This is a genomic window from Anaerotruncus massiliensis (ex Togo et al. 2026) (assembly GCF_030825285.1).
GTDB classification, from domain to species: domain Bacteria; phylum Bacillota; class Clostridia; order Oscillospirales; family Ruminococcaceae; genus Anaerotruncus; species Anaerotruncus massiliensis.
The window spans coordinates 1-14177 of record NZ_JAPJQF010000061.1; the positions used below are offsets into that span (position 1 = coordinate 1).

Sequence of the window (14177 nt, forward strand, 5' to 3'; positions counted from 1 at the left end):
GCGGAGCAGATCGCGGTAGGGAAAATCGAAGAGGACGGTGGGCGCGCCGAACCGGGGCGGGAGCGCGCCCGTCTGCCCCAGCGCGCCGAGCGTGCCGTTGAGCACCCCCTGGTCGACGTAGGTCACGTCGCCGCCGCGCGTCCGCAAAAATGCAAGGAACCGTTCCTCCGTCCCCTCCCGCCGCCAGCGCGCCAGATCGAGGAGCAGCACGCCGCTGCCCACGTAGGGCGCGTCGGGGGGCAGGCCCAGCTCGGCGGCATACCGCCCGCTGCGGCAGTCGTCCACGCCGAGCGCGCTGGAGGAGCCGAACGGCCGCTCCCAGAGCGGGGCGAGCGGGCGGCGCACGAGGGTGTCGCAGTCGAGGTAGAGGACCCGCTCCGCCTCCGGGGGCAGCAGGGAACCGAGGAAGAGGCGTTGGAAGGTCGCGGGGTGCCAGCGGCCCTCCGCGACGGGGATCCCCGCCCGTTCGGAGGGGTCGACGCCGTGGACGAAAAAGAGCGCCCGGCCGTATTCCGCCGCGACGCTCAGCAGCTTTCGCCGATTTTCCCCGCCGATCCCGCAGTCGACCATCCAGACGGCAAGCTCCTCCACATCCCGATTGCTCTCGAAGAGGGAGCGCATCGAAATTCCGGCGATTTCGGCGTAGCCGCCGCTGCTCGCGTAGACGACGTTCACGGCGCTCCCCCGCAGAGCTCCCGCAAGCCGGGCAGCGCCCGGTCCCGCTCCGAGAGGATGGGGCGGGCGTCCCCCTCGAGCGGCCATTCGACCGCGAGGCCCGGATCGTCCCAGCGCACGCCTCCCTCCCGCGCGGGGTCGTAGCCCGCGCCGCAGGAATAGGCGACCATTGACCGCTCGAGCGCGAGATAGCCGTGCGCCACCCCGTCGGGGAGATAGAGGCACTCGCCCGATTCCCCTGAGAGCTCGAACGCCCGCCACCGCCCAAAGGTGGCGGAGCCCGGACGCAGGTCGGCGAGCACGTCGTAGACCCGCCCCGAGACGCAGCGGACCAGCTTATCCTGCCCCCGCTGGAAGTGCAGCCCGCGCAGCACGCCCCCGGCCGACTCGGTCCAGAAGGTCTCCGCCGGACAAAAGTCGATGCCCGCCTCCCGGAAGATCTCGCGGGAATAGTCCTTGCAGAGGCACCCGCGCCCGTCGGAGAACCGCTGCGGCCGGATGCGGTAAGCGCCCGCCAGCCCGGCGGGCGCAAAGGAAAACGGCCGGATCATGCTTTCCCTCCGTCCCCGCCGTCAAAGAGGCGCAGATATTCCGCCATCTGGCGGCGGGCGCAGTCCGCCGCGCCCTCCCCCGCCGCATGGCATTTCGTCCATTCCACCGTCTTTTCGACGGCGGTCTCGATTTCCCACAGCGGCCGCCAGCCGAGCCGAGCCTCCAGCTTTCCGCAGTCGAGCAGGAGCGTGTCCGCCTCGGGCGGGCCGCCGTCCGGGGCGGAAATCCACGAGGCGCCTTCTCCCCACGCCCCGCAGAAGAGATCCGCCAACTCCCCCGTCGTAACCCGGCCCTCCGCGCCGGGACCGACGTTGTAGCAGCCCGCGAGCGCGGGGTCCCCCTCCTGCGCCGCGGCGATCAGCAGGTAGGCGCAGAGCGCCTCGAGCACATGCTGGTAGGGCCGCACCGAGCCGGGATGCCGCAGCCGCACGGGTTCCCCCGCCAGCACGGCGCGCACGCAGTCGGGCAGGATGCGCCCGGGCGCGAAGTCTCCGCCGCCGATCACATTGCCCGCCCGCGCGGTCGAGACGGCCGGGCCGGAAGCAAAGAAGGATTCCGCATAGCTCCGCACCGCCAGCTCGGCGCACGACTTGCTGCCCGCGTAGGGGTCCGCCCCGCCGAGCGGGTCCTCCTCCCGGAAGGGGCGGCCCGTGTCGCCGTTCCGATAGACCTTGTCGGTCGTGACGACGAGGACCGAGCGCACGCCCGGATGCCGCCGGACGCAGTCCAGCAGGCGCACCGTGCCCATCAGGTTGACATCAAAGGTGCCGGCGGGGTCGCGGTAGCCCTCCCGCACGATCGGCTGGGCCGCGAGGTGGAAGACCACCTCGGGCCGGAACGCGTCGAAGAGCCTTTCGAGAGGGTCCGGGTCCCGGATGTCCCCCATGACCGAACGCAGCTCCCTCTCCAGCCCGAGCACCGTATAGAGGGAGGGCTCGGCCGGCGGCAGCGCGTAGCCCGCCGTTTCCGCCCCCAAAAGCCCGAGCAGCCCGCAGAGCCACGCGCCCTTAAATCCGGTGTGCCCCGTCACGAGCACCCGCCTGCCCCGGTAAAAATCCAGCTTCATGCCCTTCCCTCCCTAGACCGCGCACGCGCGGCGGAGCACCGCTCCCGCCGTTTGCCGCAGGATTTTCCAGTCGAGCGCCGGGCCGCAGTGCCCGGCGTAGAACAGTTCCATCTCCATGCGCGCCTCATAGCTCAGTCCGCCGCGGTCATTCACCTGCCAGTAGCCGGTGATCCCCGGGCGCACCCCGAGGAGGAGCGCCCCGCGCGCGCCGTACCGCTCGAGCTCTTCCGCCACGACGGGGCGCGGCCCCACGAGGCTCATCTCCCCGCGCAGCACATTGATGAGCTGGGGCAGCTCGTCCAGGCTCGTCCGCCGCAGGAAGGCGCCCACCCGGGTGACGCGCGGGTCGTCCGCGAGCTTGAAGCGCCGCTCGAACTCCCGCCGCTGGGCGGGCGTGAACCGCTCCGCCAATTCCCGCGCGTTCCGCGCCATCGTGCGGAACTTCCACACGCGCAGCGGCTTTCCGCCCATCCCGACCCGCTCGTGCAGGAAAAACGCGGGGCCGGGGGAATCCAGGCGCACGGCGGCGGCGATCAGCAGGAAGAGGGGCGCGAGCAGCAGGAGTCCCGCGGCGGAGACCGCCAGGTCGACAAACCGTTTCCCGGCGAGATAGGCCGTGCGCTCCCACCGCGCGAGGAGCGCAAGCGCATCGTAAAACGCCCCGTCCATCCCCGGCGCCCTCCTTTCCGAGCCTGTTTTCGACAAAAATCGTCATATAGTACCACTATGATAATATGGGTCCGCCCGATCTGTCAAGGAGAGAACGCAAAAACCCCGCCGGGAGGAGACCTCCTCCCGACGGGGTTTCTCAGCCTTTTTCCAGCGCGGCGATCACCGCGTTCAGGTCTCTCCGGCAGGAGGCGGTCAGCGTCCCGCCGTCCCCCCTGCTCAGGTTGACGGCCGCGCCCGGCGGCACAAGCCTCTGCGCCTCCCCCGTGGCCTCCGCCGTCTCGAGCCGGTAGGGCTCGTATCCGGTCGCGGCCTTTCCGATCTCGATCTGCGGGGCCTCGATCGCGACGGACGCGCCGGCGGCCACCGCCAGCTTCACCGCGAATTTGAGGTCCATGATCTCCTCCCCGGCGGTGCACTTCACCTCGGTGCCGGTCACATGGTAATAGCCCGCGCTGTTGTTGGAAATCAGCACCAGCCCATTCGTGTCCGAGAGGCTCCGGCAGGAGAGGACGAAGGGGGTCCCCGCCGGGATGCGGCAGGGCACGCGCGGCGAGCCCGCGTCCCCGCTCTCCGGCTTGACGGCGCGCAGCGTGTCCCCCTCCACCGTGAAGACATTGCCCGCGAAGGCCTTTAGATCGAGCAGGTTTTTGCCGCGCATCTCGATTTGCGCGCCCGCCGGGACGCCCGTCACCGTCACGGCGCCGCCCGGGCGCAGCTTTTGCAGCGTGAGCAGCGTCCCCGTCTTCTCCTCCGTCAGCGCTTCCGCGAACCGCTCCTCCGCCTGCCGGAGCGCCTCTTCGACGGCCTCCTCCCGAATTTGCGCGATCTCCTCCGGCGTGAAGTAATCGACGCCGCGCACGGGCGTGTACCCGTCCGCGCCGTCCCGCCCCGGCTCGCCCTGCGGGCCGCGCGGTCCGGCCGCCGAAGCGCAGCCCGTCAGCGGCGCGGGCGCCTCCAGAATCCCGGTCAGCTCAGGCATCGGCGATCGCCTCCAATACGGTGAAATCGCCGGCGGGCACGATCGTGAAGACATTGCCCTCCCGGTCGGTCAGGCGCACGTCGTAACGGTAGTTCCCGAACGGGAGCGCCCTCGTGTCCTCCGGCGCGAAGGAAAATACGGCCGCCCCCTCGGGAAAGTCCGTTTCGGCCTTTTGCAGCAGCGGCTCCCGCTGCCGCGCGTCCGCCTTTACGGCCAGGCGGACGCATTCCCCCGCCGAAAAGGGGCGCGCCTCGCCGCTGGGGCCCTTGCAGCGCACCGTGAGGGTTCCGCTGTCGCCGCGCACGATGCTGATGTGGTAGTTTTGCAGTTTCACTACCCATCCCTCCTTTCACCCGTACCGCAGAAAAGGGGGAAAGTTGCAAAATCCCGCACGCCTTCCCGCGGCCCAATATCAACAAATTTAGGCGCGCTTCCTTGTGCGATTATAATAATTCATTCAATAAAATATTTTTTACTATTGTAATCCAAAATGAATCCCGATATAATGGACAAATCAAGCGCTGCCAAACGAAGGTGCAGAAAAGAGGGCATCATGGAAAAAGCAAATATCGCGCTCACGGAAGTCGACAAAATGATACTGGAGTCCTGCAAGACGGTCGTGGACGGGCTGGCGGACTATCTGGGCGACGGCTACGAATTCGTCCTGCACAGCCTGGAAAACCTCGACCAGTCGGTCATCAAGATCATCAACGGGCATTACACCGGACGCAAGGAGGGCGCGCCCATCACCGACCTGGCGCTGAACATGCTCTCCCGGATCGAGGCGGACGGCGACCACGGCTACATCTCCTACCGCGCGAAGAACAAAAAAGGAGAGCCCCTCAAGGCGACGACGATCATCATCAAGGGAGAGGGCGGCCGCGCGATCGGCCTGCTCTGCATCAATTTTTACCTCAACACCCCCTTTTCCCGCGTCATTGAAAACTTCGTGGAGGAGTCCCAGTTCGCGCCCGGCTTTATCAAGGAGAGCTATGCCAGCGATCCGGACGAGCTGCTGCGGCAGGCCACGGTGAGCGCGAAGGAACGGGTCAACGTCGACGCCAACATCATCCCCTCGCAGAAAAACAAGGAGATCATCAGCATCCTCTACGGCCAGGGCATTTTCAAGCTCAAGGACTCGGTCATCAAGATCGCCGACATCCTCGGCATCTCCAAAAATACCGTCTACCTGCACCTGCGGGCGCTCCAGAAGAAATAGCGTTTGGCTGAACCATATTTCAGCGGTTCCGTCCGTTCGGTCTCCGGTCCCGGAAAGCAAACAATAAAATATATTTTATCGTGCGTCCTCGGCGGTCTACCCGCCGGGGACGCTTTTCATTTTGCGCCCCAATTTACATGATATGGAAATTTGATACCAAAATTTCATTGGAATGTCGAGGATTGGATAAAATATTTGTCGAATATTGCGATTGACTAAAATATTTTATAGTATTATAATTTAGAAAATGAAAAAAATTCTATCACAGGAAAACTTTCCGCCGCCCGTGTGCCAAAACAATGACCTTCGCCCTCTTCGTTTTGGCACACTTTTTTATACCGTTTTTCCAGCAATCTGTTTAAAATTTTCTTATCTTATCTTTTGAAACTATGTGATATCACAAGTTTTGAGCGCATATTCCCGCTCCCTCTCCAAAATCGATTGCAAAGGTGGTATGTCAAGTGGAAAAAATTGCGACCAACAACGCCCCGGCCGCCGTGGGCCCCTACTGTCAGGCGATCAAATCAAACGGCTTTATTTTTGTCTCCGGTCAGCTGCCGATCGACACCGGCAGCGGCAAGCTCCTGGAGGGCAGCATCGCCGACCAGACCGACTGCATTATGAACAACATTTCAGAAATCCTGCGGGAGGCGGGCAGCGGCCTGCACAAGATCGTCAAAACGACCATCCTCGCCAAAGACTTAACAAAATTCCAGGAGATCAACGAGGCCTACGGCCGTTTCTTCAAGGGCACCCCGCCCGCCAGAGCCTGCTGCCAGGTCGCGGAGCTGCCGAAAAACGCCGAGCTGGAGATTGAGGTCATCTGCGAGGCGTAAACCATCCGGAAGGAGAGAATACCGTGAGACTTTTCGACGACGGCGCGGTCAACCTCGACATTCTCAGGGAGCGCGCCTTCAATTACCGCTGGGCGGAGGTCCCCGACGGGGTAATCCCGCTGACGGCCGCCGACCCCGACTTCCCCGTCGCAAAGGAGATCACCGACGCGCTGATCTCCTACATCGGCGGCGGCTACCTACCCTACACCCCCAAGCTGGGTATCCCCGCGTTCCGGGAGGCCGTCTCGCGGCACCTGCGGGAATGCAAGGGGGAGGAGGTCCCCGCCGACCTCGTGCTCCCCATCGACAGCGCCGCGCGCGGCATGTACGTGATCGCGCGGACGGTGCTCCGCCCGGGGGACGAGGCGATCGTCTTCGACCCGGTCGACTACCTCTTCAAAAACGCCGTCCTCGCGGCGGGCGCGACACCCGTCTTCTTCCCGACGCGGATCGTGGACGGCAAAATCGATTTCAGCCTGCTGGAAAGCTATATCACGCCGCACACCCGGATGATCGGGCTCTGCAACCCCCACAACCCGCTCGGCAAGGTCTATCCGCGGGAGGACCTCGAGCACATCCTATCCCTCGCGGAGAAATATGACCTGTGGATCATGAACGACGAAATCTGGTCGGACATCACCTACGGGGAGGCGCCCTTCCTGAGCATCCTCTCCCTCGGCGCGCGGCGCAACCGCCGCACCCTGTCGGTCTACGGGTTCTCCAAGGCGTTCGGCGTGGCCGGGCTGCGCATCGGCTGCATCTACTGCACCGACCCGGAAATCTTCGGCCGCATCGTCGAGGAATCCGCCGTCATGACGACGGCGGGCGGCATCGCTTCGGTCTCCCAGATTGCGGGGACCGCCTGCCTCGAAAAGGCGGGCTACTGGACGAAGGAATTCCTCGTGCACCTGAAAAAGAACCGCGACTACGCGGTCGAGCGGATCAACGGGATGCGGGGGCTCTCCACCGTCCGGCCGGAGGCCACCTATCTCCTCTGGATTGACATCCGCGAGACGGGCGTGGAAAACACCGCCTTCTGCGATTTCCTGCAGGAACGGGCGCAGCTCGCGCTCGTCGCGGGCTCGGAAAAGATGTTCGGCCCCGGCGGCAGGGGATACGTCCGCCTCTGCTTCGCCACCAGCCGGGCCATCCTGACGGAGGGCCTCGACCGGCTGGAGCGCGGGATGGAACTGCTCTGGCGGGAAAACGGCCGCTGACCCCGGGATCGACCCAACCATCTGTGACTAGGAGGATTTAAATGAAAAAGATGAGATTATTGCGCACCTGCCTCGCCGCGGTCCTCTGCCTCTCCCTCCTGAGCGCCTGCGGAAAGAGCGCGGACGGCGGCGCCGCCGCCCCGGGCGGCAAGGACACCCTCGTCGTGGCGGTCGCCAACGAGCCCACCACGATGGACCCCTACGGCAAAAACGACAGCACCTCCGCCAACTTCAAGGTGCAGGTGTTCGACACCCTGCTGGCGCTCGGCCCCGACGGCGAAGCGGTCCCCTGCATCGCCGAGAGCTGGGAGTACACCGACGACACCACGCTGGTGCTGCACATCCGCGACGGGGTCGTCTTCCACAACGGCGACCCGCTGACCGCCGACGACGTCTTCTACTCGATCGGCCAGACGATGGCCAGCACCTACCTGCAGCCCTTCGTCGACGTCATCGACCTTGAAAAGTCGACGGTCGACGACGAGCACACGATCACCCTGCGCATGACCCAGCCCTGCGGACCGCTTTTTTCCCAGCTCTGCTACGTCTATATCGTGCCGCAGAAGTACCACTCGGAAAAGGGCGCCGAAGCGTTCGCTGAGGAGCCCGTCGGCAGCGGCCCCTTCGCGCTGAGCAAATGGGTGCGCGGCGACCGGCTGGAGTACACCGCCAACGATCGGTACTGGGGCGCCAAGCCCTCCGTGAACAAGCTGATCATGCGCATCATCGCCGAGCCGTCGAGCCGCACGGTCGAGATCGAATCGGGCGGTGTGGACATCGCGATGAACATCTCCGCGAGCGACCTGCCGATGCTCGAGGAGAACCCCGACGTGCAGATCCTGCGCGCCGACTCCTACAACAACTGCTTCATCGGCTTCGACTGCACGCTGGCCCCCTACGACAACAAGCTCGTCCGCCAGGCGATCAGCTGCGCGATCGATAAGGAGAGCATCGTCCAGACCGTCTACGGTACGACCGGTTCGGTCGCCGACGGCCCGATCTCCCCGGCGATCTGGGGCTACAACCCCGGTCTCAAGCCCTACGCCTATGACCCGGAGAAGGCCAAACAGCTGCTGGCCGAGGCCGGCTATCCCGACGGGATCGACGTGGTCATCACCACGAGCGACGCCCAGCTGCGCATCGACATCGCCGAGATGGTCCAGAACCAGCTCGCGGCGGTCGGCATCCGCACCTCGGTCGAGGTGCTGGAGAACGCGACCTACCTCGACAAGATCGTCAACGGCGGCTTCCAGATGTACATTCTCACCTGGCCGACCTACACCGGCGACGCCGACTACGGCCTGAGCGACACCTTCCACACCGGCAGCGCCACCTGGGCCAATACCGCCCGCTACAGCAACCCCGACGTGGACGCGCTGCTCGATACCGGCGCGAACACAATCGACCAGGACGCGCGACGCGACGCCTACTACAAGGCGCAGGAGCTGATCGTCGAGGACTGCCCGTGGGTCTTCCTCTGGAACAGCGAGGAGATCGCCGTGGCCCGCAGCAGTGTCCAGGGACTCGAAGCGCCGCCCTCCGGCCGCTACTCCTTCAACAAGGTGACCTTTGCATAGCCCTTCGGCATGCGCCAGAAATGAGGTGACAACGTGTACCGGTATGTGTTAAAGCGGCTGCTCCTGATGATCCCCGTGCTGCTGGGCGTCACGCTGATCGTCTTTTCCCTGATGTACATCGCGCCGGGCGACCCCGTCCAGATGCTGCTGGGCGACAACGCCACGCAGGAGGACATCGACGCGCTCAACGCCAAGCTGGGGCGCGACGACCCCTTCGTCGTCCAGTACGTGCGCTACGCCGGCGGTATCCTGACCCGGTTCGATTTCGGCGAGTCCTATTTCACCGGCCGCCCCGTCATGACCGAGATCCTCGAACGCTTCCCCAACACCGCCCTGCTGGCGGTGCTGGGGTGCGCCCTCTCAATCGTCATCGGGGTGACCTGCGGCGTCATCGCCGCGACCAGGCAGTACTCCATCTTCGACAACCTCGCGACGGCGACCTCCCTGATCGGCGTGTCGATGCCCTCCTTCTGGTTCGGGCTGCTGCTGATCATCTTCTTCTCCATCCAGCTGGGATGGCTGCCGGCCTCGGGTTCCTACGGGCCGCTCTACTTCGTCATGCCCGCGATCACGCTGGGGGTCAACGGCGCGGCCAACATCATGCGCACCACCCGCTCGAGCATGCTCGAGACGATCCGCCAGGACTACATCCGCACCGCGCGCGGCAAGGGGCAGGTCGAGCGGAAGGTCATCATCAACCACGCGCTCAAAAACGCCCTCATCCCGGTCATCACCGTCATCGGCATCCAGTTCGGCAACCTGCTCGGTGTCACCACCGTCCTGTGCGAAACCGTTTTTGCCATCCCCGGCATCGGCAAATACCTGATCGACAGCATCAAGACGCGCGACACGCCGGTGGTCATGGGATGCGTGCTCTTCATGGCGATCCTCTTCAGCTTCGTCAACCTCGGCGTGGACATCCTCTACAGCTACATCGACCCGCGCATCAAATCCCAGTACCAAAAGCTGAAAAAACGCAAGGAGGTGGCGGCAGTTGAAGCGTAGAAACGCCCTCCCCAAAAAGCAGGGGCTCTGGGGCGACGTGCTCCACCGGTTCCTGCGCAACCGCATGGCCGTGTTCGGCGCAATCGTCATGATCCTGCTCATCCTCTGCGCCCTCCTCGCGCCGCTGATCGCGCCCTACGGCTACGACGACCAGGACGCCTCCATCGCCAAGCAGCCGCCCGGACCCGGGCACCCCTTCGGCACCGACAACTTTGGCCGCGACATCCTCAGCCGCATCATCTACGGCAGCCAGATCTCCCTGCAGGTCGGCCTGATCGCCGTGGCGATCGGACTGCTGATCGGCGGCACGCTCGGCACGGTCGCCGCCTTCTACGGAGGAAAGTTCGACACGGTGATCATGCGCTTCATGGACGTGCTGATGGCGATCCCCGGCATGCTTCTGGCCATCGCGATCGCGGCCTCCCTCGGCACCGGGCTGCGAAACATGATGATCGCCATCGGCCTTGCCAACGCGCCCGGCTTCGCGCGCGTGGCGCGCGCGGCGGTGCTTACCGTCAAGGACAACGAGTACATCGAGGCCGCCCGGTCGATCGGGGCGGGGGACCTGCGCATCATGCTCCGGCACATCCTCCCCAACGCGGTCGCCCCGATCATCGTGCAGTCCACCCTCGGCGTGGCGGCGGCCATCCTCTCCTGCGCCACCCTCTCCTTCCTCGGCATGGGCATCCAGCCGCCGCAGGCCGAGTGGGGCGCCATGCTCTCGGCGGCGCGCCAGTATCTGCGCTACGAGCCGTATATGGCCGTCTTCCCCGGACTCTTCATCATGATCACGGTATTCTCCCTGAACATCGTCGGCGATGGCATCCGCGACGCCATCGACCCGCGTCTCAAGGACTGACGGAGGTGACAGGCATGAACGATCTGCTTCTGGAAATCAAGAACCTCACCGTGCAATACCGCACCCGCAAGGGGAACGTCGAGGCGGTAAACGGCATCGACCTCAACCTCCGCAGGGGCGAGACGCTCGGGCTGGTCGGGGAGACGGGCGCGGGCAAGACCACGACCGCGCTGGCCATCATGCGGCTGCTGCCGGTGCCGCCAGCGGTCGTGCCGAACGGAGAAATTTTCTTCGAGGGGCGGGATCTGCGCAAGCTCTCCCCCAACGAGGTGCGCAAGGTGCGCGGCGAAAAGATCTCGATGATCTATCAGGACCCGATGACCGCCCTCAACCCGATCATGACCGTCGGCGAGCAGATCGTCGAGATGATCCGCCTGCACGGGAAGACGGGCGCCGCCGAGGCGCACGTCAGGGCGTGCGAGATGCTCGAGATGGTCGGCATCCCGAGCGAGCGGTTCGGCGAATATCCCCACCAGTTTTCGGGCGGGATGAAGCAGCGGGTCGTCATCGCCATCGCGCTGGCCTGCAACCCGTCGCTGCTCATCGCCGACGAGCCCACCACCGCCCTCGACGTCACCGTGCAGGCGCAGGTCATGGATATGATGAAGAAGCTGAAGCAGGAGCTCGGGACCTCGATGATCCTCATCACCCACGACCTGGGCATCGTGGCGGAGACCTGCGACCGGGTCGCGATCATGTACGCGGGCGAGATCATCGAATCGGGGAGCGCGGAGGACATCTTCGAGCGCACCCGCCACCCCTATACGGTCGGGCTGTTCGGCTCGATCCCCGACCTCGACGAGGAGCGGGACCGCCTCCAGCCGATCCCCGGGCTGATGCCCGACCCCACCGACCTGCCCGCCGGGTGCAACTTCGCTCCCCGGTGCCCCTACCGGACCGCTGCCTGCGAAAAGGAGCCGCCCGCACCGCGGCGCCTCTCCGGCACCCACACCGTCCGGTGCATCCGTGAAATATAGACAGGAGGCGTTTTGATGGGAGCGCTGCTAGAGGTAACCGATCTCAAAAAATACTTCAAGGTCCCGCAGGGCGCGCTGCACGCGGTCGACGGCGTGAGCTTTTCGCTCGGCGAAGGCAAAACGCTGGGCATCGTCGGGGAGTCGGGCTGCGGGAAGTCCACCCTCGGCAGGGTGCTCGTGCACCTGCTGGAATCCACCGGCGGCATGGTCCGGTTCGAGGGGCGGGACATCACCCGTCTGGACAAAAAAGAGCTCAAGCATTCCCGCCGCAACATGCAGATGATCTTTCAGGACCCCTACTCCTCGATCAACCCGCGCATGACGGTCTCGGAGATCATCGGCGAGCCGCTGGACATCTACCAGGCGTGTGCGAACAGGGAGGAGCGGAACCGGAAGGTCGCCGCCCTCATGGATACGGTGGGGCTGGCCCAGCGGGTGGCGGACTCCTACCCGCACGAGCTGGACGGCGGCCGCCGCCAGCGCATCGGCATCGCCCGCGCGCTTGCCCTGAGCCCCAAATTCATCGTCTGCGACGAGCCGGTCTCCGCGCTGGACATGTCCATTCAGGCCCAGATCCTCAACCTTTTGCAGGATTTGCAGAAGGAGATGAACCTCACCTATCTGTTTATCACCCACGACCTGTCGGTCGTCAAGCACATCTCCAACGACATCGGCGTCATGTATCTCGGGAACATGGTGGAAAACGCCGGCTCCAAGGAGCTCTTCGCCCACCACTACCACCCCTACACCAAGGCGCTGCTCTCCGCCATCCCGCGCCCGAAGCTGCACCAGAAGCAGGAACGCATCCTACTCAAGGGGGAGATCACCTCCCCCATCAACCCCAAGCCGGGCTGCCGCTTCGCGCCGCGCTGCGCCTACGCGAAGGAGCGGTGCCATTGCGAGCAGCCGCAGCTGGAGGAGGTCTCCTGCGGCCACCAGGTCGCCTGCCACTACGTGCGGGAAATAAACTCCCTCTAATCTCGGACAAAAAAGAAGGTATTAGGCATGATATTGACTGCGAAAACCATCGTCACCGGCGACGGCGAGACCGTCCTGCGCGGCCACGCCGTACGGATCGATGCAACCGGGAAGATCGCGGAGGTCTCCCCCCGCCAGGCGCTTGCCGCCGCGCACCCGGAGGAGCAAATCCTCGACTTCGGCGACGCCACCATCCTTCCCGGCCTCATCGACATGCACATCCACCTCGGCAGCTACATCCACTACCCCGACGCGCTGCGCTTCAACGACCACCTCATCGCCTACAAGGCGCTCTACGCCGCGCAGTCGGCGCTGACGGTGGGCGTCACCACCGTGCGCGACATGTCCTCCGACCACCTGCTCTGCGAAAAGCTGCGCTACGCGGGCCAAAAGGGCTACGTCACCATCCCGCGCATCTTCCACTGTGACCGCGGGCTCACAATGACGGGCGGCCACGGCGACCAGATCACCAACCTCAAAAACGAGTGCGAGGTCGCGGACGGCGTGGACGAGATCCGCAAGGTCATCCGCAAGCAGCTGCGAGCGGGCGCCGACTGGATCAAGCTGATGAGCAGCCACCGGGTGATGACCCGGCCGGAATACACCCAGGAGGAGCTGAACGCCGCAGTCGAGGAGACCCACCGGCTCGAGCGCAAATGCGCCATCCACGCGGGCGTCGGCCCGTCGGTGGGCATGGCGATCGAGGCGGGCTTCGACACGATCGAGCACGCCACCTACCTGACCCTCGAGCAGGCCGCCGAGATGAAGCGCAAGGGGCTCGCGTGGATTCCCACGATCATCACCTACACCGACGCCTACGACCGCTATAAGGACGCGGACGGCAACCCCGGCCCCGACGCGCCGCTGCCGGTGCGCAGCTTCTGGAGCTTCTTTAAGAGCGCGGCGGAGAGCTACAAGACGAACTTCAAGGCGATCTACGACCTCGGCGTCACGATCGCCGCGGGCACCGACATGGTGCTCTTCGGCGCGCCGCCCGCGCCGGTCGCCAAGGAGCTGGCCTTCATGGTCGACTACGGCATCACGCCGGTGCAGGCCATCCGGCTGGGCACCCATAACGGCGCCAAGCTGCTTGACATTGAAAACTCCGTCGGGCTCGTGAAGGCGGGCCTCAACGCCGACCTGCTCGTCTGCGACGGGGACGCCTCCGCCGACATCCGCAGCCTCCAGCGGGTCCGCCGGGTCCTCATGAGCGGCAAAACCGTCTACCGGCCGGAAGCGCCGGAATGCTGAGGAGGGATTACAGATGGTAGACGTTCTCATCAAAAACGCGTTCGTGGTCGACGGCTCCGGCCGTCCGGGCTTCCGGGCGGACGTGGCCGTCAAGGGCGACACAATCACCGGCGTGGGCGACCTGCGGCACCTCGGCGCCAAGCGCACGATCGACGCGGAGGGGCTCGTCCTCTCCCCCGGCTTTATCGACGCGCACGCCCACTCCGACTTCGCGATCATCCACAACCCGCCCTCCCAGAGCCAGGTGGCGCAGGGCGTGACGACCGAGGTGTCCTGCAACTGCGGCAAGTCCCCCTTCCCCGTGCTCCCCAACC

16 protein-coding genes are annotated in these 14177 nt (G+C 65.1%); 10 read left to right on the plus strand and 6 right to left on the minus strand.

Features of this window, described 5'->3' with window-relative positions:
• The 6 genes from RCI06_RS12785 to RCI06_RS12810 all read right to left on the minus strand — a co-directional run.
• Nucleotides 1-675 (minus strand): glycosyltransferase family 8 protein (locus RCI06_RS12785; RefSeq protein WP_306576286.1); only part of this gene is annotated, 675 nt, incomplete at its 3' end.
• On the minus strand, nt 672-1226 hold the full coding sequence (locus RCI06_RS12790) for a dTDP-4-dehydrorhamnose 3,5-epimerase family protein (protein WP_306576287.1): 555 nt from the start codon (nt 1224-1226) through the stop codon (nt 672-674). The genes RCI06_RS12790 and RCI06_RS12785, both read right to left, overlap by 4 nt.
• Nucleotides 1223-2293, minus strand: a complete 1071-nt coding sequence (rfbG, locus tag RCI06_RS12795) for a CDP-glucose 4,6-dehydratase (protein ID WP_306576288.1) — start codon at nt 2291-2293, stop codon at nt 1223-1225. The genes RCI06_RS12790 and rfbG overlap by 4 nt, the downstream gene beginning before the upstream one ends.
• 12 nt (nt 2294-2305) lie before the next feature.
• On the minus strand, nt 2306-2962 hold the full coding sequence (locus tag RCI06_RS12800) for a sugar transferase (protein WP_306576289.1): 657 nt from the start codon (nt 2960-2962) through the stop codon (nt 2306-2308).
• Nucleotides 2963-3101: 139 nt separating this feature from the next.
• The gene (locus tag RCI06_RS12805) at nt 3102-3944 is read right to left on the minus strand and encodes a hypothetical protein (RefSeq protein WP_306576290.1); all 843 of its coding nucleotides are present in this window, start codon (nt 3942-3944) and stop codon (nt 3102-3104) included.
• Nucleotides 3937-4278 (minus strand): hypothetical protein, encoded by a 342-nt coding sequence (locus RCI06_RS12810; RefSeq protein ID WP_306576291.1) that lies wholly within the window; start codon nt 4276-4278, stop codon nt 3937-3939. The genes RCI06_RS12805 and RCI06_RS12810 overlap by 8 nt, the downstream gene beginning before the upstream one ends.
• Before the next feature lie 219 nt (nt 4279-4497).
• Here RCI06_RS12810 and RCI06_RS12815 point away from each other — a divergent pair, with 219 nt between their 5' ends.
• The 10 genes from RCI06_RS12815 to RCI06_RS12860 all read left to right on the plus strand — a co-directional run.
• Nucleotides 4498-5163: a transcriptional regulator gene (locus RCI06_RS12815; RefSeq protein ID WP_306576292.1), complete on the plus strand. Its 666-nt coding sequence runs from the start codon at nt 4498-4500 to the stop codon at nt 5161-5163.
• Nucleotides 5164-5624: 461 nt separating this feature from the next.
• Complete coding sequence (locus tag RCI06_RS12820) at nt 5625-5999, plus strand: RidA family protein (RefSeq protein ID WP_121586883.1); 375 nt, start codon at nt 5625-5627, stop codon at nt 5997-5999.
• A 23-nt stretch (nt 6000-6022) separates the two neighbouring features.
• A complete protein-coding gene (locus RCI06_RS12825) occupies nt 6023-7216 on the plus strand; it encodes a pyridoxal phosphate-dependent aminotransferase (protein ID WP_306576293.1) in 1194 nt (397 codons plus the stop codon).
• Between the two features lie 41 nt (nt 7217-7257).
• A complete protein-coding gene (locus RCI06_RS12830) occupies nt 7258-8793 on the plus strand; it encodes an ABC transporter substrate-binding protein (RefSeq protein WP_306576294.1) in 1536 nt (511 codons plus the stop codon).
• A 33-nt stretch (nt 8794-8826) separates the two neighbouring features.
• Entirely contained in the window at nt 8827-9798 is a 972-nt protein-coding gene (locus tag RCI06_RS12835; protein ID WP_306576295.1) for an ABC transporter permease, read from the plus strand.
• A complete protein-coding gene (locus tag RCI06_RS12840; RefSeq protein ID WP_243107438.1) occupies nt 9788-10657 on the plus strand; it encodes an ABC transporter permease in 870 nt (289 codons plus the stop codon). Before RCI06_RS12835 ends, RCI06_RS12840 begins: the two co-directional genes overlap by 11 nt.
• Nucleotides 10658-10671: 14 nt before the next feature.
• Nucleotides 10672-11634, plus strand: a complete 963-nt coding sequence (locus tag RCI06_RS12845; RefSeq protein WP_306576296.1) for an ABC transporter ATP-binding protein — start codon at nt 10672-10674, stop codon at nt 11632-11634.
• A gap of 15 nt (nt 11635-11649) precedes the next feature.
• Nucleotides 11650-12612 carry an ABC transporter ATP-binding protein gene (locus RCI06_RS12850; RefSeq protein WP_306576297.1) on the plus strand — a complete coding sequence of 321 codons (963 nt, stop codon included), beginning with the start codon at nt 11650-11652 and terminating at the stop codon, nt 12610-12612.
• 27 nt (nt 12613-12639) lie between these two features.
• Entirely contained in the window at nt 12640-13863 is a 1224-nt protein-coding gene (locus RCI06_RS12855) for an amidohydrolase family protein (RefSeq protein WP_306576298.1), read from the plus strand.
• Nucleotides 13864-13876: 13 nt separating this feature from the next.
• A partial coding sequence (locus RCI06_RS12860) for an amidohydrolase family protein (RefSeq protein WP_306576299.1) occupies nt 13877-14177 on the plus strand: 301 nt, incomplete at its 3' end.

Coding starts and splice junctions, on each gene's coding strand:
- RCI06_RS12790 (WP_306576287.1), bottom strand. CDS start 1,226: ATGATCCGGCCGTTTTCCTTTGCGCCCGCCGGGCTGGCGGGCGCTTAC.
- rfbG (WP_306576288.1), bottom strand. CDS start 2,293: ATGAAGCTGGATTTTTACCGGGGCAGGCGGGTGCTCGTGACGGGGCAC.
- RCI06_RS12800 (WP_306576289.1), bottom strand. CDS start 2,962: ATGGACGGGGCGTTTTACGATGCGCTTGCGCTCCTCGCGCGGTGGGAG.
- RCI06_RS12805 (WP_306576290.1), bottom strand. CDS start 3,944: ATGCCTGAGCTGACCGGGATTCTGGAGGCGCCCGCGCCGCTGACGGGC.
- RCI06_RS12815 (WP_306576292.1), top strand. CDS start 4,498: ATGGAAAAAGCAAATATCGCGCTCACGGAAGTCGACAAAATGATACTG.
- RCI06_RS12830 (WP_306576294.1), top strand. CDS start 7,258: ATGAAAAAGATGAGATTATTGCGCACCTGCCTCGCCGCGGTCCTCTGC.
- RCI06_RS12845 (WP_306576296.1), top strand. CDS start 10,672: ATGAACGATCTGCTTCTGGAAATCAAGAACCTCACCGTGCAATACCGC.
- RCI06_RS12850 (WP_306576297.1), top strand. CDS start 11,650: ATGGGAGCGCTGCTAGAGGTAACCGATCTCAAAAAATACTTCAAGGTC.
- RCI06_RS12855 (WP_306576298.1), top strand. CDS start 12,640: ATGATATTGACTGCGAAAACCATCGTCACCGGCGACGGCGAGACCGTC.